This window comes from Microcoleus sp. AT3-A2 (genome assembly GCF_036705685.1).
GTDB lineage: Bacteria > Cyanobacteriota > Cyanobacteriia > Cyanobacteriales > Microcoleaceae > Microcoleus.
In genome coordinates, this window is sequence record NZ_JAUBVF010000026.1 from 41,793 (window position 1) to 65,867 (window position 24,075).

General features: G+C 44.2%; 19 protein-coding genes. 9 read left to right on the plus strand and 10 right to left on the minus strand.

Going from position 1 to position 24,075, the window contains the following annotated elements; all coding sequences use genetic code 11:
* Positions 1-50 precede the first annotated feature (50 nt).
* On the plus strand, positions 51-1,322 hold the full coding sequence (locus QUB37_RS16175; RefSeq protein ID WP_333163669.1) for an MFS transporter: 1,272 nt from the start codon (positions 51-53) through the stop codon (positions 1,320-1,322).
* Positions 1,323-1,501: 179 nt separating this feature from the next.
* Positions 1,502-3,079, plus strand: coding sequence for a DHA2 family efflux MFS transporter permease subunit (locus QUB37_RS16180; RefSeq protein ID WP_333163671.1), 1,578 nt, complete (start codon positions 1,502-1,504; stop codon positions 3,077-3,079).
* Positions 3,080-3,184: 105 nt separating this feature from the next.
* On the opposite strand, the gene QUB37_RS16185 is transcribed toward QUB37_RS16180, so the two are convergent.
* Complete coding sequence (locus QUB37_RS16185) at positions 3,185-3,952, minus strand: ATP-binding cassette domain-containing protein (protein ID WP_333163674.1); 768 nt, start codon at positions 3,950-3,952, stop codon at positions 3,185-3,187.
* Between the two features lie 222 nt (positions 3,953-4,174).
* Positions 4,175-5,053 (minus strand): glycine--tRNA ligase subunit alpha, encoded by an 879-nt coding sequence (gene glyQ, locus QUB37_RS16190; protein WP_333163676.1) that lies wholly within the window; start codon positions 5,051-5,053, stop codon positions 4,175-4,177.
* Between the two features lie 195 nt (positions 5,054-5,248).
* Here glyQ and QUB37_RS16195 point away from each other — a divergent pair, with 195 nt between their 5' ends.
* Positions 5,249-8,767 (plus strand): N-6 DNA methylase, encoded by a 3,519-nt coding sequence (locus QUB37_RS16195; protein WP_333163678.1) that lies wholly within the window; start codon positions 5,249-5,251, stop codon positions 8,765-8,767.
* Positions 8,768-8,786: 19 nt separating this feature from the next.
* Positions 8,787-9,917, plus strand: coding sequence for an Rpn family recombination-promoting nuclease/putative transposase (locus QUB37_RS16200; protein ID WP_333163681.1), 1,131 nt, complete (start codon positions 8,787-8,789; stop codon positions 9,915-9,917).
* 174 nt (positions 9,918-10,091) lie between these two features.
* On the opposite strand, the gene QUB37_RS16205 is transcribed toward QUB37_RS16200, so the two are convergent.
* From QUB37_RS16205 to QUB37_RS16230, 6 genes are all read right to left on the minus strand, one after another.
* Entirely contained in the window at positions 10,092-10,379 is a 288-nt protein-coding gene (locus QUB37_RS16205; RefSeq protein WP_333163682.1) for an NfeD family protein, read from the minus strand.
* Between the two features lie 112 nt (positions 10,380-10,491).
* Complete coding sequence (locus QUB37_RS16210; protein WP_333121703.1) at positions 10,492-10,779, minus strand: NfeD family protein; 288 nt, start codon at positions 10,777-10,779, stop codon at positions 10,492-10,494.
* 920 nt (positions 10,780-11,699) lie between these two features.
* Positions 11,700-12,170 carry a GNAT family N-acetyltransferase gene (locus QUB37_RS16215; RefSeq protein WP_333163684.1) on the minus strand — a complete coding sequence of 157 codons (471 nt, stop codon included), beginning with the start codon at positions 12,168-12,170 and terminating at the stop codon, positions 11,700-11,702.
* A 68-nt stretch (positions 12,171-12,238) separates the two neighbouring features.
* Positions 12,239-12,877, minus strand: a complete 639-nt coding sequence (locus tag QUB37_RS16220) for a type I restriction endonuclease (RefSeq protein ID WP_333163686.1) — start codon at positions 12,875-12,877, stop codon at positions 12,239-12,241.
* Positions 12,878-12,920: 43 nt separating this feature from the next.
* The gene (locus QUB37_RS16225) at positions 12,921-13,970 is read right to left on the minus strand and encodes a DUF1611 domain-containing protein (RefSeq protein WP_333163688.1); all 1,050 of its coding nucleotides are present in this window, start codon (positions 13,968-13,970) and stop codon (positions 12,921-12,923) included.
* A 158-nt stretch (positions 13,971-14,128) separates the two neighbouring features.
* Positions 14,129-15,208 (minus strand): dipeptide epimerase, encoded by a 1,080-nt coding sequence (locus QUB37_RS16230; protein WP_333163690.1) that lies wholly within the window; start codon positions 15,206-15,208, stop codon positions 14,129-14,131.
* Positions 15,209-15,329: 121 nt separating this feature from the next.
* On the opposite strand from QUB37_RS16230, the gene QUB37_RS16235 reads away from it, so the two are divergent.
* On the plus strand, positions 15,330-16,049 hold the full coding sequence (locus QUB37_RS16235; RefSeq protein ID WP_333163692.1) for a hypothetical protein: 720 nt from the start codon (positions 15,330-15,332) through the stop codon (positions 16,047-16,049).
* A gap of 42 nt (positions 16,050-16,091) precedes the next feature.
* Positions 16,092-16,538 (plus strand): NADAR family protein, encoded by a 447-nt coding sequence (locus QUB37_RS16240; RefSeq protein WP_333163694.1) that lies wholly within the window; start codon positions 16,092-16,094, stop codon positions 16,536-16,538.
* A 454-nt stretch (positions 16,539-16,992) separates the two neighbouring features.
* Here the strand turns inward: QUB37_RS16240 and QUB37_RS16245 are convergent, their stop codons facing one another.
* Both QUB37_RS16245 and QUB37_RS16250 read right to left on the minus strand, forming a co-directional pair.
* A complete protein-coding gene (locus tag QUB37_RS16245; RefSeq protein ID WP_333163697.1) occupies positions 16,993-17,697 on the minus strand; it encodes a hypothetical protein in 705 nt (234 codons plus the stop codon).
* Between the two features lie 190 nt (positions 17,698-17,887).
* Positions 17,888-18,157, minus strand: a complete 270-nt coding sequence (locus tag QUB37_RS16250; RefSeq protein WP_333163701.1) for a hypothetical protein — start codon at positions 18,155-18,157, stop codon at positions 17,888-17,890.
* A gap of 375 nt (positions 18,158-18,532) precedes the next feature.
* Between QUB37_RS16250 and QUB37_RS16255 the strand changes: the two genes are divergently transcribed.
* The 3 genes from QUB37_RS16255 (at position 18,533) to QUB37_RS16265 (ending at position 24,061) form a co-directional block, all read left to right on the plus strand.
* Positions 18,533-21,691 (plus strand): tetratricopeptide repeat protein, encoded by a 3,159-nt coding sequence (locus QUB37_RS16255; protein WP_333163703.1) that lies wholly within the window; start codon positions 18,533-18,535, stop codon positions 21,689-21,691.
* 167 nt (positions 21,692-21,858) lie between these two features.
* Positions 21,859-22,575, plus strand: coding sequence for a Uma2 family endonuclease (locus QUB37_RS16260; protein ID WP_333163706.1), 717 nt, complete (start codon positions 21,859-21,861; stop codon positions 22,573-22,575).
* Positions 22,576-22,711: 136 nt separating this feature from the next.
* Entirely contained in the window at positions 22,712-24,061 is a 1,350-nt protein-coding gene (locus QUB37_RS16265) for a 16S rRNA (cytosine(967)-C(5))-methyltransferase (protein WP_333163708.1), read from the plus strand.
* Positions 24,062-24,075 lie beyond the last annotated feature (14 nt).

Here is a 24,075-nt window from a genome sequence, read left to right on the forward strand (position 1 = left end):
CTACAAAATGTTTACCAATCAAATATGATTGCTCTAGCCGTACTTGCAGCATGAATCTACTAGCAAAAATCAAAACAATACAACTTCCTCCAGCGCTGCGATCTAGAAATTATCGCCTGTTTTTTGCAGGACAAGGCATCTCCCTGATTGGCAATTGGATGACGCAAGTCGCTACTGTTTGGCTTGTCTACAATTTGAGCGATTCACCTTGGATGCTCGGCGTGGTCGGATTTACAAGTCAAATCCCCACATTAATTTTACTGCCTTTTGCAGGAGTTTTAATCGATCGCTGGAACCGCCACCGAGTCATAATTGCCACTCAAATATTAGCGATGGTTCAATCCTTAGCGCTAGCATTTTTAGCGCTAACAGGAGTCGTTAACATTTGGCAGATCCTGTTACTGAGTTTCTTTCAAGGCGCAATTAACGCCTTTGACGCGCCGGCACGGCAAGCTTTTGTACCGGAACTTGTAGAAAAGAAAGAAGATTTAGCAAATGCGATCGCCCTCAACGCTTCCATGTTCAACGGCGCCAGACTAATCGGCCCAGCAATTGCAGGTTTGGTAATAGCTACAGTCGGCGCAAGTTATTGCTTTCTCATTGACGGACTCAGCTACATCGCTGTAATTGCAGGCTTATTAGCGATGCAAATCAAACCCCGTAAAATTGCAGCAACTAATACCAAACCCTTACAAAGATTAAAAGAAGGATTCGTTTATGCCTTCGGGTTTCCCCCGATTCGAGCAATTTTACTGCTATTAGCCTTAGTCAGTTTTGCCGGAATGTCACACACAGTATTAGTCCCTATTTTTGCCACCAAAATTCTGCACGGCGACGCACAAACCCTCGGTTTTTTGATGGCGGCTTCGGGAGTTGGCGCCTTCGCGGGCGCGATTTATTTGATTTCGCGCAAAAGTGTAGTTGGCCTCGGCAAATGGATTGCGATTTCACCGGCAATTATGGGATTCGGGCTGATAGGTTTTGGTTTGTCCCGCGTCTTGTGGCTGTCATTAATCATGATGTTATTTGTGGGGTTTGGTTTCATTTTGCAATTTGCAGGCGGGAACACATTTTTGCAAACAATTGTGGAAGACGACAAACGCGGAAGAGTGATGAGCATATACACGATGGCATTTTTTGGAGTGACACCCTTTGGGAATTTAGTTGCCGGCGGATTGGCAAATTATATCGGCGCTCCCTATACAGTCATCATTGGAGGTATAATTTGTATTTTAGGCTCGGTAGTTTTTACCAAACAGTTGCCAGCTTTAAAAAACTTAGTCCGGCCACTTTATCAAAAAATGGGTTTAATTTCGCACTAAGGATTTAGCACCCCATCACAAATGCCAACATTAAACAAGATTCCCAAAGCTAATATCTGACTGTCTCTCTAGCAATCCTCAACAATTTGTAAACTTCTCTCTTTATCTATTTCTCTGCGCCCTCTGCGCCCTCTGCGGTTAAAACATCCAAATTAATTACGCAACCAGAGGTGAAACCAATGGCAAATACAAGTGCAATACCACAGCAGAGCGATCGCGTTCCCTTAAAAACCTGGATCGGCGTCATGGGAACAATTCTCGGCGCTTTCATGGCAGTTTTGGACATCCAAATCACCAACGCGTCTCTCAGAGATATTCAAGCAGCTTTAGGCGCAACCTTAGAAGAAGGTTCTTGGATTTCCACCGCCTATCTAGTCGCAGAAATTGTAGTAATTCCGATTACGGGTTGGCTGTCGCAGGTGTTTTCAGTCCGTCGCTACATCTTGGTAAATGCCGCTTTTTTTGTATTCTTTTCCATGTGCTGCGCTTGGGCGTGGAATTTGAATTCAATGATTGTATTTCGGGCTTTGCAGGGGTTTTCAGGCGGCATTTTAATCCCGATGTCTTTTACATTTTTGCTGACGAATTTGCCTCCCAAAAAGCAGCCAATCGGCATGGCGATGTTTGCAATGACAGCTACTTTTGCACCATCCATCGGGCCGACATTGGGAGGGTGGCTGACTGAGAATTACGGCTGGCAATATGTCTTTTATTTAAATTTAATTCCAGGGCTGCTGCTGCTAGCTGCTGTGTGGTACGCCGTCGCCCCCGCACCGCTGAAACTCGAACTGCTAAAAGAGGGCGACTGGTGGGGAATTGCCTCAATGGCGATCGGCTTGGGTTCCCTGCAAGTCGTGTTAGAAGAAGGAAGCCGCAAGGACTGGTTTAGTTCTGATTTTATTGTGCGTTTAAGCATAATTGCAGCAATATTTCTCAGCGCTTTTTTCTGGATTGAACTAACTCGCAAACGACCGTTTATTAACTTGCGCTTGCTGACTCGCCGCAATTTCGGTTTAGCTAGTATTGTGAATATTTCCTTGGGGGTGGGATTGTACGGTTCGGTGTACATTTTGCCCCTGTATTTAGGTCAGATTCAGCAGTACAATGCCATGCAAATTGGCGAGGTGATTATGTGGGCCGGCGTGCCGCAGTTATTCATCGTGCCGATGGTGCCGAAATTGATGCAGCGAATTGATATGCGGGTGATGATTGGTATCGGTGTGAGTTTGTTTGCGGTGAGTTGTTTTATGAATGCCAGCATGACTCACGATACGGGTATCGATCAGTTGCGTTGGTCGCAATTAGTTAGGGCATTGGGACAGCCTTTAATTATGGTGCCGCTGTCAACTATTGCCACTGCTGGTATGGAGAAACACGAGGCTGGTTCGGCTTCTGGTTTGTTTAATATGATGCGAAATATGGGAGGTTCGATAGGGATTGCGGCGCTAGCAACTTTGGTGACGCAGCGCGAGCAATTTCACTCGAATCGATTGGGGGAATCTGTTTCTTTGTACAATCCGGCAACGCAGGAGCGACTTAATCAAATGACTCAGTATTTTGTGAGTCGTGGTGCAGATTTAAGCGTGGCAAAAGACCAGGCAATTAAGGTAATTGATAATCTTGTCCGCCGTGAAGCTTATGTAATGGCTTTTAATGATTGTTTTTATTTTGTGGGAATTGCTTTGTTGTTAAGTGGGATTGCTATTTTGGGTTTTAAAAAGGTGAAAGCGGGTGCGGGTGCTGGGGGAGCTCATTGATTCTGTAGGGATCGGAGTGCGCTGTATCTTTGGGGCAGGCAGAATGCCCACCCCACAAGAATTTTAAGAGTTTTAAAAATGCCAACTAAATGTTTTTTAGCTTATTTACCATTCTTGTTGGGCTTCTGCTTCTGCTTGGATTAAATTTTGTCGCAGTTGCACCCAATTTATTTGATGAGAGGGCAAATCTTCGATCAGCTTTCCGCGCTGTAAATGCAGAATTCGCGTGCTAAATTGCTCGGCTAATTCTAATTGATGGTTTACCATTACAATAGTGGTTTGGCCGTTTGTTAGCTGTGTCAATACTTGCAAAAGGTGGGCGGCTTTTCCTGCGTCTAGGGCGGATGTTGGCTCGTCTAAAAGCAAGATTTTTGGTTGTAGGATGATGCCGCGGGCGATCGCCACGAGCTGTTTTTGGCCTGTGGAAAGCTGCAATTCGGTGCGATTGAGCCATTCTTGGGGTATGTGCAGTTGTTCGATCGCGCCGTTAATTCTCTCAGCAATGTTTGATGAAGTCACGCCGCGCAGCTTTAAAGGATAAGCCAATGCTTCCCGCACCGACATTCCCAAAAGCTTGGATTCTTGCAGGATGAGGGTGATTTGTTTGCGGAGTTCGATCGCAGGTATTTGGCGATATTCTGTATTTTCCAGATAAATCGAGCCGCTGGTGGGACTGCTGAGCCGATTTAGCAGTCGCAACAGGGTTGTTTTGCCGGCACCTGAAGGGCCAACAATTGCCACGCGAGATCCCTTGTCTACCTGAAACGATATATTTTCCAATAAGTAGCTTGAGGCGATCGGTGTTTTCAAGCTTACACCGTCAATTCGCAGTTGAGGATTTGTTTCTGTATTATTTTCCGAATAATTAGGCATTTAATTAATTAAAAATCCCAAAAAGTTGCACATATTTCGATCCCCCTAAATCCCCCTTAAGAAGGGGAGTAGGGGTTGACTTTGATCGGAATCTTGTCCCCCCCTTATTAAGGGGGGTTAGGGGGGATCGGAATTCTATGCAACGACCTATAAAATTGGTATGAGTCGAGGACGATCGCAACTAAATTCATCCGTGTATCCGTGTCGTTATCCTTTTCCTCCTCAAAATTTTACAGCTTTTTCTAAAGGAAAACCCAGTTTTTCGCGCTGTTCCAAATAAAGCTGGGCAACTCGCCGCGCCAAGTTGCGAATTTTGGTGATATACCGAGTTCTTTCAGTTACCGAAATCACACCTCTAGCATCGAGTAAATTGAAAGTGTGAGAACATTTTAACACATAATCAAGACTAGGCAAAACCAATCCTTGTTTTGTCAATTGTTCGGCTTCTTGTTCGTACAATCCAAATAGAGTAAACAGCAATTCCGGATTGGAAGCTTCAAAGTTATAAGTACACTGTTCTATTTCTCCTTGCAGGTGAACGTCGCCGTAAGTGATGCCATCTTTCCACTGTATTTTCGTCATCGCATCGACTTCTTGGAGATACATTGCAAGGCGTTCTAGTCCGTAGGTAATTTCAATGGAAACGGGGCGACAGTCAATGCTACCGCACTGTTGAAAATAGGTAAATTGGGTGATTTCCATGCCGTCGAGCCAGACTTCCCAGCCGACGCCCCAAGCTCCGAGGGTGGGCGATTCCCAGTTGTCTTCTACGAAGCGAATGTCGTGATCTTCTGGGCGAATTCCTAATGCTCTGAGGGAGTCTAAATAGATGTCTTGGATGTTGGGAGGAGAGGGTTTAATTAAAACTTGATATTGATAGTAATGTTGGAAGCGGTTGGGATTTTCGCCGTAGCGTCCGTCGGTGGGGCGGCGACAGGGTTCGATGTAGGCGACAGACCAAGGTTCGGGGCCGATTGCTCTGAGAAAGGTGTGGGGATTCATGGTTCCTGCACCTTTTTCTGTGTCGTAGGATTGGGCGATCAGGCATCCTCGATCGCTCCAGAATTTGTTTAAGGTGGCAATGACTGATTGAAAGTTCACTGGTTTAAATCTGGTTGGTGAGTGTCTAAGCTTATTTAAGCATACTCAAGGCAGGGGTGATTTCAATAAACCCTGCGGAAATTAGATAAGACAGGACTTACGCAGGCACGCTGAAAAATTGGTTTTTGGAAATGTCGAAATGGCGCTAAACTCTTATAACGGATAAAACCCGTAGAATCGATTGTGTAGCGCCTAATGAATTTAGCTGATATTCTCAAAGACTCAAATTACAAGCTGTCGCAATTTACGGCGGCTGAAATTAAGGAGTTAGAAAAGACGATTACCCTCAAGGCAACCAAAAGCGGCGAAGTCCCCTATACGGAGTGTTTGGTGCGTCAGAAGGCGATTAAGCTGACGCCAGAGGAAGCGATCCGGCAGCTATATTTACGGATTTTGACCGATCGCTTGCATTATCCCATCAGTCGCATTCAGGTGGAGTATGGGGTGAACTTTGGGCGGGAGGTGAAACGGGCAGACATTGTGGTAATGGACAAAGACCGTCCGAACACGGTGTATATGCTGGTGGAGCTAAAGAAGCCGAAGCTGAAGGATGGGAAAGACCAGCTTCGCTCTTACTGTAATGCTACAGGTGCGCCGATCGCCATTTGGACGAATGGGGATCAGATTTCCTATTACCAGCGCAAAGATCCCAACTATTTTGAAGATATCCCCGGTTTGCCCAATGCCAATCAAACCTTGGCAGATATTCTCCAGATCAAGTTCACGCTGGAAGACTTGATCGCCAATGACAAGTTGGTGAAAGAGAATAAATCCCTCAAAACTTTGATCGAAGAAATGGAAGATGAGGTACTAGCAAATGCTGGGGTGGATGTGTTTGAAGAGTTGTTTAAGCTGATTTTTACCAAGCTCTATGATGAGTGGTATTCCGGGCAGGGGAATCGACGCAAAACTCGTTCTCTGGAGTTCCGAAATACGGGACAGACGGAAGCTGCTCTCAAAACTAAGATTCAAGATTTGTTTGATGGAGCGAAAAAAAAGTGGGAAGGGGTTTTTAGTACAGATGCCAAGATTAGCCTTACGCCGTCTCACTTGTCGGTATGTGTGTCGTCGTTGGAAAATGTGAAGCTGTTTAACTCCAACCTGGATGTGATTGATGAAGCGTTTGAGTATTTGATCAACCAAAGTAGCAAGGGAGATAAAGGGCAATATTTTACGCCGCGCTATGTGATTGATATGTGCGTGAAAATGCTCAATCCGCAAGAGGATGAGTACATGATCGACACGGCAGCGGGGTCATCGGGGTTTCCGGTGCATACAATTTTCCATGTGTGGCGACAGATTTTAGCGGATGAGGGATTGCAGGCGAGTCATTTGTTTTCTTTGGAAGATAAGCCACCCCGTTGTAGTGAATATGTGGAAGAGAAGGTGTTTGCGATCGACTTTGATGAAAAGGCGGTGCGGGTGGCGCGGACGCTGAACTTGATTGCCGGGGATGGACAAACGAATGTATTGCACCTGAACACGCTGGATTATGAACTGTGGGATGAAGTCACGCAACAGGAAGATTGGCAAAGCGTTTATTTCCCCGGGTTTAATCGTTTAAAAAAACTCCGACCTAAAGGGAGCAAAGACTATCGAGAGTTTAAGTTTGATGTGTTGATGGCAAACCCGCCCTTTGCCGGAGATATCAAAGAACCGCGCATGATCGCCCGTTATGACTTAGCTAAAAAGAGCGATGGCAAGTGGCAAACCAAAGTCGGGCGCGACATTTTGTTTATTGAGCGCAACTTGGACTTTTTGAAGCCAGGGGGCAGAATGGCGATCGTGCTGCCTCAAGGACGGTTTAATAATTCATCGGATAAGAATATTCGCGATTTCATTGCGGAACGCTGCCGGATTTTGTCGGTGGTGGGGCTGCATGGCAATACGTTTAAGCCGCACACGGGTACGAAGACTTCGGTGCTGTTTGTGCAGAAGTGGAATGACGACCCGAATGCGGGCGCACTCTGCCCGCGCCGGGATGACTACAACATCTTTTTTGCGACGATGCGAAAGAGTGGCAAAGACAACTCTGGCGACAAGGTTTATCGCCGCATTGTGCCTAAAGATGAGGAAGGTTTATCCGAAAAGGAAAAGGAACGAAAGTTTTTGCTCGACCCTCACGATCACCTGATAGTGGATCATGACTTGTATAACCACGAAGGACTGACGGAAGACGGCATTGCGGAAGCATTTATGGAGTTTGCCAAAAAGGAGAAACTCAGTTTTTTTGAACCTAGCCCATTTGTGACACCGTTTGATGCTGTAAAGTATCAGCAGTTAATGGATGGGCTAGAAGCAATTGAAATTTTGTTGAATGAAGCTTTAGAAAATAAAGATTTTAGAATTGATAGTGAGTTCCATCGAAGACCACCTATTCAAAATCCAAATTATAGTTATGGTGATGTTGGTAAAAACCTAACTTTCGTTCAGTACGGAATCTCAATAGAGATGAATGAAATAGGTGAAGGTACAAAAATCTACAGAATGAATGAAATTCATAATATGCTCTGCGATACCGAGGTTTCAAAGTGGGCCGATATTTCTTCTGTAGATATAGAAACTTTCAAACTAAAAGACCGGGATATTCTCTTCAATAGAACAAATTCTTTTGCATTCGTTGGAAGAACAGGCATATTTAGAAATTTCTCAGATGAAGATTTAGTTTTCGCATCTTATCTAATACGACTAAGAACTGATGAGTCAAAAATTTTACCTGAATATTTAGTCGCATTCTTAAATTCGAGTTTAGGAATTTGGGATATAAAAAGACGGGCTAGGATTTCAATCAATCAGTCAAATGTCAATGCTCAAGAACTAGCAGCAGTAAAAATTCCTCTGTTGAACCTTGAATTTCAATTAAGACTCAAGGAATTATTTGAACAAGCACACCATGATAGATTGAAAGCAATTGAAGTCTACCAACAAGCTGAGAATTTGCTGTTGTCGGGGCTTGGCTTGAAGGACTGGCAACCCACGGAAGAAACCGTTGCCGTCAAGAGTTTTGCCGAGTCGTTCCTGTCCTCCGGTCGCTTGGACGCTGAGTATTACCAGCCAAAATATGATGAGGTGGAGAAACATATCAAAAAATATTCTGGCGGCTGGGATTATCTAGGTAATAAATTTGTAGTGGAAACAGGTGAATATTCAGAGCAATATTTTCAAAAGTCGGAGAATCTCAACTTCTATATTAGAAATACAAATATAGTTGGAGGGGTAATAATTATTGATGAGGATTACTATGTTCATCCTAAGAACTTTTCAAAATTTGTTCGAGAAGGAGATATTTTGACAGCTAGAGTTGGGGCTATTGGTTATTTTGGAACTGTAGATCAAGAATTGAATGGATCTATCTATTCTGACAATGTTCTTTCTCTACGGCGAATTCAGACAAAACATTTTTTGCCTGAAGTATACACTTTGTATTTCAATACAAGACCTAATCGAGAGTTGATGGATAAACTTTCAGGAGGTTCTGTTCAACCACTTATAACTCAAACTTCTATAAAATCTCTGCCAATACCTATATTTGATTGGCAATTTCAACGAAAAATAAATTCAATACTCAATGAGAGCTTTGAACTAAATAAGAAATCTAAACAATTGCTAGAAATTGCTAAAACAGGAGTAGAACGGGCGATAGAAACCGATGAAGCGACGGCAACAACTTGGATGAACCAACAACTTGAAGCCTTGAGGGTCCAACTAACATGACCATTATTATCGACAACTCATGAAAACAGACACCATTTTCTACAGCCTGTTTCAGGAATTTCCTAGCTTCTTCTTTGAACTGATCGATCGCCCTCCAGACGAAGCTACCGCCTATGAATTCACCTCCCGCGAAATCAAACAACTCGCATTCCGCATCGACGGGTTATTTCTCCCCAAAACCGAAGAACCTGAAAAACCATTTTACTTAGCTGAAGTTCAGTTTCAACCCGATGCCGACTTGTACTACCGCATCTTTGGCGAACTCTTTCTCTATCTGCGACAATACAAACCCCTCAATCCTTGGCGCGTGGTTGTCATCTATCCCAATCGCCGCATCGAACACGAACAGATGCTGCAATTTCAGGAACTCTTAACGAGTCAGCGCGTCCAACGGATTTACCTCGATGAATTGCCAGAAGCCGCAGATCGATCGCTGGGAGTGAAAGTTGTTAAACTGGTAATCGAGCCAGCAGAGACAGCAGCAGAACAAGCACGCCAGTCGATCGCAATGGCCCGACAACAGTTGTCCGATCCAACCGTTCTACGCGATTTAATTAACCTCATCGAAACAATTATCGTCTACAAACTCCCCCAGAAAAGCCGCGAGGAAATTGCCGCCATGTTGAATTTAAGCGAACTCAGACAAACTCGATTTTACCAAGAAGTCAAGCAAGAAGGCTTAGAAGAAGGACTAGAACAAGGTGAGCGGCAGGCGAAGTTAGAAGCCATTCGTCGGATGATAGCGTTTGGAATGAATTTAGAGACGATCGCGCAATTATTAGATTTGTCTCTCGAATTTGTTCGCCAAACAATTAACAAAATCCAACGGGAATCGATGTCACTCCCCGAACAAAAGATCGACTCGTTTATCGAACTATTAACTCAGCAGCGATCGCTCTTCGGGGCCGAACAATTAACCGAACTAGCCCAGCTAATTGAACCCTTATCCGATGAGATCGATGTCCTTTCAGAAGCGATTTCATCCTGGGCAGAAAATTACCCTTCAATTCAGGAAGCTCAAGCCAAACTGCTCGAACCACTACCGATCGCTAAGGCATCAGAAAAAGCAGCAGTCAGCGGAGAAAGTAGCGAATCTCAACTCCGCGATCGCCTCAACAAACAAGCTCTCAAAAATGCCATTTTATTGTAGCGCGATCGGCCATATTTCAACTGGTAAATAAACTGAGGCAGATATTGCTGTCTTGCGTCAGATGTTGAGTGGAAGCGATCGCCAAATTGCCACTAAAAAACAAAATAGTCTGAGCCCCGACTTATTGAATAAGTCGGGGCTCAGACAGTGAAAAAGTTGAGATTACTTTATAGTTTAGTTTGCGGGAGCGAGGGAAACTAACAGAGTGATGTTGTCAACGCCGATGACATAAACCGTATCTCCGGGGGTGAGGGTGATTTGGCGATCGCACCGTGCGGGCCACCAGCTACCTTGGAAGCGGACGCGACCTGTTTGATTCGGGTAAATCGATTCATCAACGACTGCTTCTTCGTTGAAGTAGTTAAAATTGGTGTTGATGTAGTTATCCATTAAGAGATTGTTTTCTGTGCTGTAGGTGTGAGTAGAAAAAATAGAACCGAAAGCTTTTACTACGTTAAACATTTTGTTGACTCCTTTTGTGTTAATATATATCGAAGTTTTATCGCCTATTTATGCTCTTGAAAAAGTAGCATTTCCTGGTTGAAATTGATGACCAGGTCGCTGATGATCTGATTTAGTCTGCGGGAGCGAGGGAAACTAACAAAGTGATGTTGTCAACGCCGATGACATAAACCGTGTCTCCAGGTGTGAGGGTGATTTGGCGATCGCACCGTGCGGGCCACCAGCTACCTTGAAAGCGGACGCGACCTGTTTGATTCGGGTAAATCGATTCATCGACGACTGCTTCTTCGTTGAAGTAGTTAAAATTGGTGTTGATGTAATTTTTGATGAGCATATTGTTAGCTGCGCTGTATCCTTGGGTAGAGAAAATCGAGCCGAAAGCTTTTACTACGTTGAACATGATATTTACTCCTGTGGTGTTAAAATATAGGGATGTGTAATTGTCTGTTTGTGCTAGTTGAGAGGCTGCATTTCCTCGGTTAAGATTGATTGATTGCCTTGATATTTCATTGTTCTTGCCTTCCGTGGTTTTATCAGGATAAAAGGCAAAGAATTTTGGAAATGTTGAGGGGATTTGAGAAGCGGTTGCCGGGAGTCTAAATCCAGTAATTCCGAGGTATTGAATTAAGGATTTAGTGGTTGAGCATTTGGTGGGATTTACCTTAATGGTAGATGTTGTTAGCTACATTAGAGATTGGCTGATTCCGCATTACTGCTGCTGTGAAGATGTTTTATTTTTGGGTTGAATGTTTTGATTGGGTTGTGACTCACTTGCTTTACACTTACTAATTTGCCAGGAGTCGAATATCTTTGGGGCGATCGCCAGTCCACTTTCCGAGTCTGGTACTGGCACATGACACTTTAAAGCCTGCAAACAACGATTTTGCAACGGTTTTTGCCTAGCTATCAGGCTGGTAGCTGTGCCAATTTAGCCAACTGGACTACCGCGAACGGTGAATCATGAACTTACGCAGTCTCGATCGCCCAATCCGGAATATCCATAAATATCTAGTCCGTAACTTACGCACCAAACCCCTAAAAACCCCGTTTCTGACACCCTGTGCGCCATTAGGGGCCCGTAAGCGGATCTATGATATAAGCAAGTAAACTTGGCAACTCACCCACCCTCCCCATGCGATATTGATTTGTACCTACCTATTTAGGCATAGAAAATAGGCGATCGAGAATGACGCACATATCAGGAGGCGGTAGGAGTTTTTGATCGATGCAGGTCGATCGCACCCTGTTATCTAATTATTGAACAGGTCGAACTTAAAATCCATTCATAAATTCAGAATCTTAAATTCATAAAAGTCATAATTATAGACAACCTGCTTGATACTGCATAATTGTTACAGGAATTCTGAATAAAGTTTTAGCTAATTGAGACAAACCGAACTTGAATTTAAGCGACTGCGGCAATTCTTGTACGGAAACTTCTACGAAGCCAAAGCGAGTATAAAATGATGCGAGTCGCTTTCCCAAGCATTCTAAATATAGCGGTTCTGTAGCTTGTTGAATTAAATATTTTGTGAGGTAGCTTCCCAAACCTCGATCGCGCCAATCTTTCGCCACCACCAAACTGCCCAATTCTTGCGCGCCCGCAAAGTTCCGCAACTGTCCGCAAGCTACCAAATCCCCGCTGCATTCTATCACCCAGAATTGCTGCCAGCGCAACTGAGTAGGATCGAGCTTGGCGCTCCACACTAACATTCTAATTGATTTGATGTCTTGATCACAGGCCGGGCGGATGGCGCATTCAGACGGCAACGAAAAAAAACTTTCATTCATTATGATTCCATAAAATGAGCTTTAGTAAATTTATCGTTATTTTCTGAGTCTAGTTCCATATGGTGCCTTTAAGTAAAACTGCTGTAACTGGAAATCATACCAGATAATCGCTTCAAAATGCGAAATACTTCGTAAAAGTCATTAGCGCGATCGATTACGAACTCGTAAGATAAAGCGTACTGCGGAGTGTCTTGTTTAATCAATTTGATAAATCTGAAGTTGCTGCCATTTGTCAGAAGCCCAAAAGTTGGTCTGTCTGGACTGGGGTCATTCAGCATATAAAATAGTAACTGGGGAAGTCCAGCTTCAACGGAATATTGCGATCGCTTCGCTTCTATCGCAACAACCCAAAAAGATTCTATTAAAAGCAGAACATCAATACTTCCCCGGACAAGTATATTTTCATCCACGGTGACAAGTTCCACCGATTTTTCTGCCTCTATGTGAAAGGGATTCAAGTATAAATCTGCTAAAAATAGCAAGGGAGCCAGTACCACCATTTTTACGGTATCTTCTATCATGGGGTAGTCGGCACTGTTAGCATAGCCAGCCTTTACTTTGTCTAAATATCGCTTTTCTTCATCAGTAATTTCTGGTAAATCGTCAATCCACTCCCGGAAGAATTGCTCCTCTTCTGCAAGTTGGCAATTAAATTTTGTTTTGACATCGCGCAGTGTCAGTGTTTTTGCTTGAATGCTTTGTGTCATAGTTTTATGTAGCTATTTGCTGGTTGGTGTTGATTGTAGCATATCAACTGTCGATCGCCTCCCACAAAACCTCCGCGCCAAACCTTACCGGATCGGTACAAGGCAATCCCGTTTCTGCTTGAACTTCAGCTATTGCTAACAGCGCTTCTGCCTCATTTAAGTGATGAGTGTTGAGGGCGATCGCGCTCACTTTCCCCCCAGAAAAAGCACCTGCAGCAGCGGCCAACATTTCATACAGTTCGACCACTTTTGATAAATTTGGAATCGATACGTGCGGGTGATTGCGAATGTGAGTTTGTCCGGCTCGGTGCGCTAAAATTAAGTGAGTTGGCTGCGTACCCCGCAACAGTGGCAGAGTCGCCGTCGAACCCGGATGCAATAGCGAACCTTGCCCTTCTACGTGCAGAATATCGCATTCAGAACCCAATTTTATCACCATTTGTTCGACAGCACCAGCCGCGAAATCAACTCGCACTGCATCCAAAGGAATACCTTCATTTCCGATCATTAAACCCGTTTGTCCGGTTGCCAAAAATTTGGAACGCAAACCCCGCTGTAAGCAAATGCGATTGAGTTCCAGACTGGTTGACATTTTGCCAACGCTCATATCTGTGCCGACAGTTAACACGCGGCGGCAGCTTAATTGAGCAGCAGCAGCAGAGGCGATCGCACCGACAGATTTCGGTTCCTGACGCACGTCCCAAATCCATTGATTTTCGGTTAACGGAAGTGTTATCAAAGGTGCAAGTTTCGCGTGCAAACCGTTGACAATTGACAAACCTGCTGCTACCGCTTGATTAATTTCTGGCAGCCATTCCGCAGGCAAAACACCGCCGGAAGGAGCGATACCAATTAGCAGAATATCCGGCGCAAATTGCAGTGCTTCTGCAACGGAAGCAACTATCGGTACTTGTTGAGGAATGCCCGTTAATTCAGGTAAAGATTGTCCTGCACATTGGCGGTCTATTACTGCTACAATTTGTGCTTCGCTGTAGCGCAAAAATGCTAAACCTGTTTTCCCGGAAGAACCGAGAATTCCCTCGTGGAACAATATAGCAACTTTGCCATTTTTGATAGGATAGTTTTTTGTCATTGGTTCATGGTAAGTAAATGAAACTTGAAAATACATAAGCCCGTGACGCAGTGAGTGAAGCTGTATCTTTCGGGAGCAGAAGGAAAACAATTGCAAAGGTTATGATAGCTTGATATTCGGTTACATGGTAAAGTTTATTTGCGCTGACCTACTTACTTCTATTCTCCAATATCAACTCGCCGCACTCCCAATCCCGATCGCCCGTTTGGCAGCAAACACCCATTTTCGACGATCGCACCTGTGAAAGGATCGTCTAATAAATTTAAGTGACTGTCCAAATCCAAATAGTCAGCTAGCGGTGAAAGTTGTGCTGCTGCTGTATTTGCGATCGCGCTATCTGAATAGCAGCCGAACATTACTTGCAAATTGCAGGCTTTTGCTGTGTGAATCATCCGCATTGCTTCGGTCAATCCGCCTGACTTCATCATTTTGATATTGATGCCGTGGACGCAGTGCGCTAACTTGGGTATATCCGAACTGTTAAAGCAACTTTCATCGGCAAAAATTGGCAGCGGCGATTGACGGTACAGTTCTGAGAATTCCTCCATATCTGCGACGGGTGAAAGCGGCTGTTCTACATATTTTATCTGGTATTTTTCCAGCCAGTGACACATCTCTGCTGCATCTTTTAAACTCCAACCGCCGTTAGCATCTACACTGATTTTAAGGTTAGCTGGCGCTTCCTCTAGCACTGCTATTAACATAGCTTTGTCTGCTTCGATTCCTGTGGGATTTCCTAATTTAACCTTAACGGCGCGGTATTTGATGCTTGCTGGATCTGTCGCATCTTTACCAAACCAATCGCGCACTCTTTCTCTTGCACCAGACGGCGAATTAATGCCGATTGTGACGGATGTGGGGACGATGCGCGATCGATCTAATCCCCACATTTTCCACAGCGGCAAGCCTGCTTTTTTGCCCAGCCAGTCGTGCATTGCCATGTCTATGCCAGCGCGGGCGGCTGAGGGTAAGTTGACCTCTGTTAATACTTGTTCGATTTTTTGGCGATCGAACGGAGTAAACTTTTCTAGTAGCGGTGCAACTTCCTGCAATGCAGCTAGCAAAATTTCGGTAGTTTGGGGCCGAGAACCTGTGGAAAAGGGCGATGCTTCTCCCCAGCCTTCGATTCCTTCGTGTGCTAATTTTACCCATAAATTGGTACTTTGGGCTGTTGTACCGCGGCTGATGGTAAGGGCAAACCGCTTGCGGACAGTGACAGTTTCAATTTGAAGGTGCATTGTCAGTGATTGGTAATTTTTTCTAAATAAAAATCCAAGGTGGCGGATTGCGCCGCTATTGCCATTTTTAACTTTTTACTTTATAGTTTGATTTTGCTTGTTCTAGTTTATCAAAAACTTGATGAAATTCCTTATTTCTGTTTCGCCGAAGAGAGTTGCTTTCTCTCTCAGCATTTGGGTGCTCTTCTTTGCTGTTGCTGGTTGCATCGTACAAGTTCTGCGCTACGGTTTTAACTATAAAGAACGCTGGATTAATTTGTTTAATTTAGACCAAGAAATAAATTATCCTTCGTGGTACTCGTCATTTACTTTGCTGTTTTGCGCTATTTTGCTAGGTATTATTGCTAGTGCTAAGAAGAAGCAGGGCGATCGGTATTTTGGGCACTGGAAAGCGCTGGCGTTGATGTTTGTATTTTTTTCTTTAGATGAAATTTTGAGTTTGCACGAAATATTAATTATTAACGACTTGCGAAAAGCACTGGATTTAGGGGGAATTTTTTACTTCATTTGGGTAATTCCGGGGGCGATTTTTGTTGGGGTTACTGGGCTGGCTTATCTCAAGTTTCTCCGGCACTTACCCCGGAAAACAAGGGATTGTTTTTTACTGGCAGGCAGTATATATGTCGGTGGAGCACTTGGCATGGAAATGGTTACTGGCTATTATGCAGATGCGGTAGGTCAGCGAAACTTGATCTACGGTTTGATGACTTCTGTTGAGGAAATTATGGAAATGGTAGGGGTGATAGTATTCATCTACGCCCTGCTGTCTTACATCGGTTCCCATCTTGAAACTATTGATTTGCGGTTGAAGATAGTTGAGAATCAACAGAGGTTAAAATGACGATCGACCAAGATTCTTAACTAAATTGAAATCGCAGACTTTATGGCTATCTACTTCTACACCACTGGCAGCGAATACGGCTGTTTCTCTAACTTTTCATCTCATGGATTCGAGTTAGACGGAGAATATTGGCCAACTACCGAGTATTATTTTCAAGCACAAAAGTTTCCCAAAACGGCTCATTGTGACCAAATTCGCCAAGCAAAAACACCGAAAGATGCCGCAAAAATGGGACGTGATCGCTCACGTCCCCTCCGCAAAGATTGGGAAAAAGTAAAAGATGATATCATGCGAAAAGCCGTACTCCGCAAATTTGAAACTCATGCCGAAATTAGAGAAATTTTACTCGCTACTGCGGATGAGGAAATAGTCGAAAATTCCCCTGTTGATTACTCTTGGGGTTGTGGTAAAGATGGCAGTGGCAAAAATATGTTGGGCCAGATTTTAATGGAAGTAAGGGAAATATTGCGAAAACGCACATCAGAGTAAAACAGAACTTAAATTTCCCAAACTAAAGCAGGACTTATTTAATCCTAAGTCCTGCAATGCTCGTCAGCGAGCATTTCCTCAATTTTCTTAAACACTGAACTTAAAAATCGGCATGAGCAACTGTCAAAACTTGTGTCAATCTCGTCGGGCTGTTCTAGTAGAGGGTTTAGCCTCTCCTCAGAAACTGCGAAGCAGGGGAAACGGTAAAAACCCTGCACCACTTTTTTTGTTTTAACAACTACTCTCAACCGGAATTAACTTTTATGGTTGCAAGTACAGCATTGTTAGCCAGTCGCCTCCCGGACACCGTTCCCCTAAAGTTGGCGATTCACAGGTAAAACAGCAAAACACCTGTTCTGGTTAAAGTTTGTTTTTTATTGATGCTGTATCTTTACTATTGTGTACGATTTGTGGAAAGTGTCAGCAGTGCTACAGAATTCTTTACATTTGTGATTTATTTGGATACCATCGCGCCACTCTGTCGCAGTTGCTGTTGAATTTTGTTAAATTCTTTCTGTTCTGCGCTTAGCAAACTATTGTCGATCGGCGATCGCATATCCCACTGTAATTCGGACAATAACAACAAACAACCAGCCATAATTATTCCTGTGGTTAGATATTGCCAAGGTGCAACAAATGTTAATAGAGGGATGCTAAATAAATGAGTTAGTCCAATCAGGAGAAAAGTGCGCGATCGCAAACCGAGTCCCGTACAAAAATAGCCGATCGCGCTCAATCCCAACCACAAATCGCAAAGGTGCAGTAACAAACCTCCCCAACCGGCAAAAATACTGCAATCGGTCAAAACCAAACCAGTTATCATCAAAATCGCCCAAGAATAAAGAATCCAGCTAACTCGCTCGACTCTTACCCAAAACAAAGTCAAAACAGCCATTACCGCAGTGCCAATTAGAGTCAAAGTTGACCACAAAATCGCCTGAAAGCTCCAACTGATCGGGAAAAACTGAGCAGTAAAAAAAATCCCCCCTGTCACCAAACCCCAAAGCAGAAAAGTTTGGTCGATGCGGGTATAAAGTCCTGAGAAAAGAGTAATATTTCCAATTTGCCAGCGGAGTTGCAACAGGCCTTCGCGGTCTTGTACGTCGAGATGTTCCTGTTTGCAGCGGATTAGGGGTTCGGAGGCGTTGAAAAAGGTCATCCAGTGTTGGGGAAAGTATGAAGTTTTGTGTATTGTAACAAGTCTTAAAGCATATTTTTTATATTTTTTCTTGTTCCCCGGCTCTGCCTGGGGACGCAGATTTGGAGGCTCTGCTTGCTGTTTTCCTGAGCAACCGAAGAGGCAGAAGGCTGCGTTAAGCTTTGGACTAACGCAGCCTTGAGATTTGAGTTCAAGCAAGTCTCCAATTCTTATCTTTTGGAGAATAAATGAAGGCAACATTCACAAGAATTGAGCCATCTTTTTTGCCTGTAGAGTAAATTTGCCACGTACCTGTGGGAACCTGCCGCAGATACGGTTTATTTTTCTTTAGCCGATCGTAGATTGAGCTTTTTGAGCATTTGGTATATTCGGCGGCACGTTCAACATTGCAGCCCATTTCCACCAAAACTGCGATCGGCTGGGTGAACAAATTGAGCTGTTCGCTGTTATAATTAGTCATGAGAAATCCTCGGTCTATATAGACCATAAACAACATCAGAGTCCTACTGGTTGCACCCAGTGGCTCCCGAAAACTGATAAGCAATTGAGAGCGTCTCTAGTACCACCTAGGGGCGCTTGTTTGCTTGTTAAGGGCAGTCTAACACTGCTTTTAAAAATATACAACAGTTTTGACGTATTTCTTTTAAAGCTATGGTAAATTAGACGTATAACTTCTACAAGCCTTGTCTAACAAGCATTTTCTCCTTCCCGGCTCTGCCTGGGGACGCTGAACCGGAGGCTCTGCCTCCTGTTTTCCTCTGCAACCGACGAGGCAGAGCCTCTAGATATCGGTTCCCAGGCACAGCCGGGGAACCAGTTAAACCCAATAGATATTATGAAAAATACATTTATCTCTCGATTTACTCCGAGCTTGATGTCACCAGAAACCCTGGAAGCTATCTTAGTACAGCGTCACGGATTAGCAGAACGTTTAGTAGAGCTAATTCGGGTGAGTGCCCTAACAGATAACAAGCATTTTCAACTACTAATAGGGCCGCGCGGCATTGGCAAAACGCACTTGGTTTCCCTGATTTATCATCGCGTCGTTAAGATGGAAGATTTGCAGGATAAATTGCTAATTGCGTGGCTGCAGGAAGAGGAATGGGGGATTGCGTCTTTTTTGGATTTATTGCGGGGAATATTCCGGGCAATTGCTAAAGAATATGAGGTAGAATATGAAGCTGAGTTACATGATGATGTTGAAAAGCTTTATGATTTGTCGCCGGAGCAAGCTGAATTTAAAGCCGCAGAATTGCTGAAAAAATTTGTTGGCAAGCGGGTGCTGTTGTTGATTGTCGAAAATTTAGAGGACGTGTTTAGCGGGTTGGCGGATTTCGGGCAGAAGCAGTTGAGGGGGTATATTCAAAATTATTCATTTTTGACAATTATGGCAACATCACAAAGCTTGTTTGATGGAGTAAAGCACTCTAATAATCTTTTTTATGATTTTTTTGATTTACATGAATTAGATGAGTTTAAGCTCGATGATGCTGTAGCTTTATTAAATCATATTGCCAAGTTAGAAGGGAATAATGATTTAGCATCTTTTATTCAAAGTCCAACAGGGCGCGATCGCATTAAAGTGGTTCATTACCTTTCGGGTGGCAGTCCTCGCGTCTACATTGTTTTTTCGGCTTTTCTGATGACTCCTGAATCGCTCGATAAATTGGTAGAACCGTTCATGGAAATGCTGGATAGCCTCACGCCCTACTATCAGGATCGGATGAAATATCTTTCAAATCAGCAGCGAAAGATTGTTGACTTTTTGTGCGATCGAGGTGGTGCCGCACCAGTAAAAGAAATTGCTAAACGCTGTTTTATTGAGCAGCGAACTGTATCTAGCCAGCTTAAAGATTTGCGAGATAAGGGTTATGTCAAAACTGAGGAAATAGGACGGGAATCGTGGTATGAATTGCGGGAACCTTTGATGCGTTTTTGTCTGGAGGTAAAGAAGCAGCGAAATGAACCGATTCGATTAATTGTGGATTTTATTCGGGTTTGGTATACGCGGCAAGAGTTGCAGCAGCGATTGGGATTGAGGATGGCGGATGTTGATTTGGGGGACAAAGAAAGTAATTTTATGTATGGGCAAGTTTTGACACCCCTTCCACCTGATTCTGTGATGGATCGAGAATATTATATGCGGGCGCTGGAGGCTATTGAGAGAAATGAGGAAGATCCGCGTCGGAAGGCTTACTTTGATGAATTTGAAAATTGTATTGAACAGAAAGACTATGTTTCGGCTTTAGCATATTCGGAAAAATTGGTAACAAGTCGCGGCGAGGCAAAGGATTGGTTGCTAAATGGATTGTGCTTAATTAGTCTGGAACGTGACGATGAAGCTTTAGAATGTTTACGCAAAGCTATTGCGATTGACTCCAATTATGATGATGCGAGGGTTTGGCATATCGTAGGCGATGTATACTATGAGAGAGAACGCTATGAAGAAGCCTTAGAATTTTACGATAGGGCGCTCAAAGTTGACTCCAAGGATCAAGGGGCTTGGGCTATGCGAGGTTATCTACTCAACAACCTCAAACACTATGACGAAGCCTTAATATCTTGTGATATGTTGATTGGACTTGATGCCAATTTTCAGCCTGTTTGGGTTTTACGAGGCATTGTACTCAACAACCTCAAGCGTTATGAACAAGCCTTAGAATCCTTTGATCGGGCGATCGAACTTGGCGAGAACGATCCGTGGACTTGGACTACGAGAGGCGATATACTCAAAAACCTTGAACGCTATGAACAAGCCTTAGAATCCTTTGATCGCGCGATCGAACTTGGCGAGAACGATCCGTGGACTTGGACTAGGAGAGGCGATATACTCAAAAACCTTGAACGCTATGCACAAGCCTTAGAATCCTTTGATCGGGCGATCGAACTTGGCGAGAACGATCCGTGGGCTTGGGCTAGGAGAGGCGATATACTCAAAAACCTTGAACGCTATGAACAAGCCTTAGAATCCTTTGATCGCGCGATCAAACTTGACGAGAATGATCCGTGGGCTTGGGTTCAGCGAGGGGATGTACTCGACAACCTCCAACGCTATGAGGAAGCCTTAGAATCCTGTGATCGGGCGATCAAACTTGATGCCAATTATCAGTGGGCTTGGGCTAAGCGAGGCGATGTACTCGACAACCTCAAACGCTATGAGGAAGCCTTAGAATTCTTTGATCGGGCGATCAAACTTGATGCCAATTATCAGTGGGCTTGGACTAATCGAGGCAATGTACTCACCTACCTCAAACGCTACAATGAAGCTTTAGAATCCGTTGATAGGGCGATCGAAATTGATGACAATTATCAGTGGGCTTGGACTAATCGAGGCAATGTACTCACCTACCTCAAACGCTACAATGAAGCTTTAGAATCCGTTGATAGGGCGATCGAAATTGATGCTAATTATGAGTTTGCTTGGTCTGTCCGAGGCTGGACGCTGGATAATCTCAGCCGCTATGAAGAAGCTTTAATATCTTGCGACAAAGCGATCGCACTTGGCGAACAACATTCATATGTCTTCTTTAATCGCGCAATTGCCATTCTCGGATTAAATCGCTGGGATGAAGGCATCACCGCCTTAGACGACGCATTTAAACGCATTGAATCAGAAGATGAAGCTAGTCCAGATGATCCTGAGTTAATTCTGCGTAACCTGTTCACAAACACGCACGATCCGATAGCTAAAAATCGCATCACCAGCCTAATTGCAGTTTACGAAAAGCACGAAAATCTCTCAATCTTAGGAAATGGAATTGTGCGAAATATCCCCGCGCTAATGTCAGAAATGATCAGCGACAAAGCCGCCCGCACTTGGTTAGAATTGTGGCAAGAACTAACCAGCAAGTACGAAGAATTCCAAATTCCCATCCGCCTGCTGAATGCGGCAGTCCGCTATAAGGAAACCAAGGGCGACAGACGAGTTTTGCTAGAACTTCCCATAGAAGAACGCAATTTATTAGAACCATTGGTGTCAACCAAAAGCGAATAAGTAACACAGGACTTACGCACTCCCACAAAGAAACCGGGTTTTTTACCTAATCTTCGAGTACGAACGAAGTATTTTCGTAAAAAAAACAGGTTTCTGGGCCCCGTGGGTAAGTCCTATAAAATAGGTATAAAATAGAAATTGATGATACTAGCAAAGGACTCATCCCCATGACCGCAACAATTCCAACTAAAACCTCAGCAGAAATCATCTACCCAGACAGCGACGGCAAACCCATGTCAGACAATACCAAACAGTTTGAACTAATTGTCACCATTCAAGGCGGAATAGATGCCTTATACAAAGACAACGAAAATGTCTTTGTAGCCGGTGATTTGCTGTGGTATCCCGTCGAAGGCGATAACAAAACTCGCCAAGCACCTGATACGATGGTAGTGTTTGGCAGGCCGAAAGGTTACAGAGGTTCCTACCAACAGTGGCTTGAAGATAATATCGCCCCGCAAGTTGTCTTTGAAATCCTTTCGCCTGGAAATCGAATCGGAGCACTGTTTAAGCTGTTTAATTTCTACCAGGATTATGGAGTCGAAGAATATTATGTCTACAGTCCAGAGGATAATGAATTAATTGGTTGGCTGCGTTCTGATGGAAAACTCAACTATATTGAATTAATGGATGGTTGGGTGAGTCCGCGTTTGCAGATCCGTTTTCAAACTGCATCGGGAGACTTGGAAATTTATCGGCCTGATGGACAGAAGTTTTTGTCTTATGTGGAGTTGTCAAGACAACAGGAATCAGCACAGCGACAAATGGAACTAACACAGCAACAAATGGAACAAGAACGACAAGATAAAGAGTTAGCACAGCAAAAAGCCGATCGCCTATCCGAGAAATTGCGAGAAATGGGCATCAATCCAGAGGAAATTTGAAACTTTTAGAGACCACCGGCGGTTTGAACCGTTAGGTTTCTTCAACTAGCGAAGGCGAGTTTTGTCTGTGTAGACGCGGTTTCAACCGTCGGGTATTTGAATCACCTATAATAATTTGACATATCAACAATTCCCCATGCAAAATCCCCGCCAAATAGCTTTTCTCGCACTCCGCGAAGTCCACCGCCGCGGTGCATTCGCAGATGCCGCACTCGATCGCGCTTTCGGCAATTCTCAACTCAACGACCTCGATCGGCGTTTAGTGACAGAATTAGTTTACGGTAGCGTCAGGAGAATGCGATCGATCGACTTCATCATCGACAAACTAGCAACAAAGAAATCCTCCCAACAACCGCCCGAACTCCGCACCATCCTACATTTAGGCTTATATCAACTCGAATATCTCAACCAGATTCCCCCCTCCGCCGCCGTCAACACCACCGTTCAACTAGCAAAAGAAAACGGATTTTCAGGACTCAGCAGTTTTGTCAACGGTTTGTTGCGCCAATACATCCGTTTAACAGATAACGACTTAAACCCATTAACAGTTACTAATTATAAATCAACGGTTGAACGCCTAGGAATTCTGCACAGCTTCCCCGAATGGCTGGTAAATTTGTGGATCGAACAAATAGGCGAAACCGAAACAGAACAACTATGTGAATGGTTCAATCAATCCCCCACGATTGACCTGAGAATCAATCCCTTAAAAAGCTCGATCGCCGAAATTGAAACTGCCTTCAAATCCCAAAACATCTCAACTAGCAGAATCCCCAACTTGCCCCAAGCATTAAGACTAAATGGCAGCATCGGCGCAATTCAAAACCTCCCCGGATACAGCGAAGGTTGGTGGACAATTCAAGACAGCAGCGCTCAATTAGTCACCCATTTACTAGCGCCCCAGCCAGGGGAAACTATCATCGACGCCTGCGCCGCGCCGGGGGGAAAAACCACCCACAGCGCCGAATTAATGCAGGATGAAGGGACAATTTATGCCTGCGACAAAACCGCCAGCAGACTCAAAAAACTTAAAGAAAATGCAGACAGACTCCAGATGAAATCCATTAAAATTCATACCGGAGACAGCCGCCATTTCTCAGAGTTTGTTAACCTCGCAGACAGAGTTTTACTAGACGCACCTTGTTCCGGTCTCGGAACCCTCCACCGCCGCGCCGACGCCCGCTGGCGCCACACGCCCGAAAATATTCAACAACAATCTCAACTGCAATCGGAATTGCTAGCAAATGCAGCGACATTTGTCAAGCCCGGCGGCGTATTAGTTTATGCAACTTGCACAATTCATCCGTTGGAAAATGAAACAGTTATTCGATCGTTCTTAGACAGCAATCCTCACTGGCAAATCGAACCGCCAACAATTGATTTACCCGTACAGCCATCACCGGAAGGATGGGTGAAAGTGTGGCCGCACAGACATCACATGGACGGCTTTTTTATGGTGAGGCTAAAGCAATTGAAAAAGGAGTAAAGTCCTTACTCCAA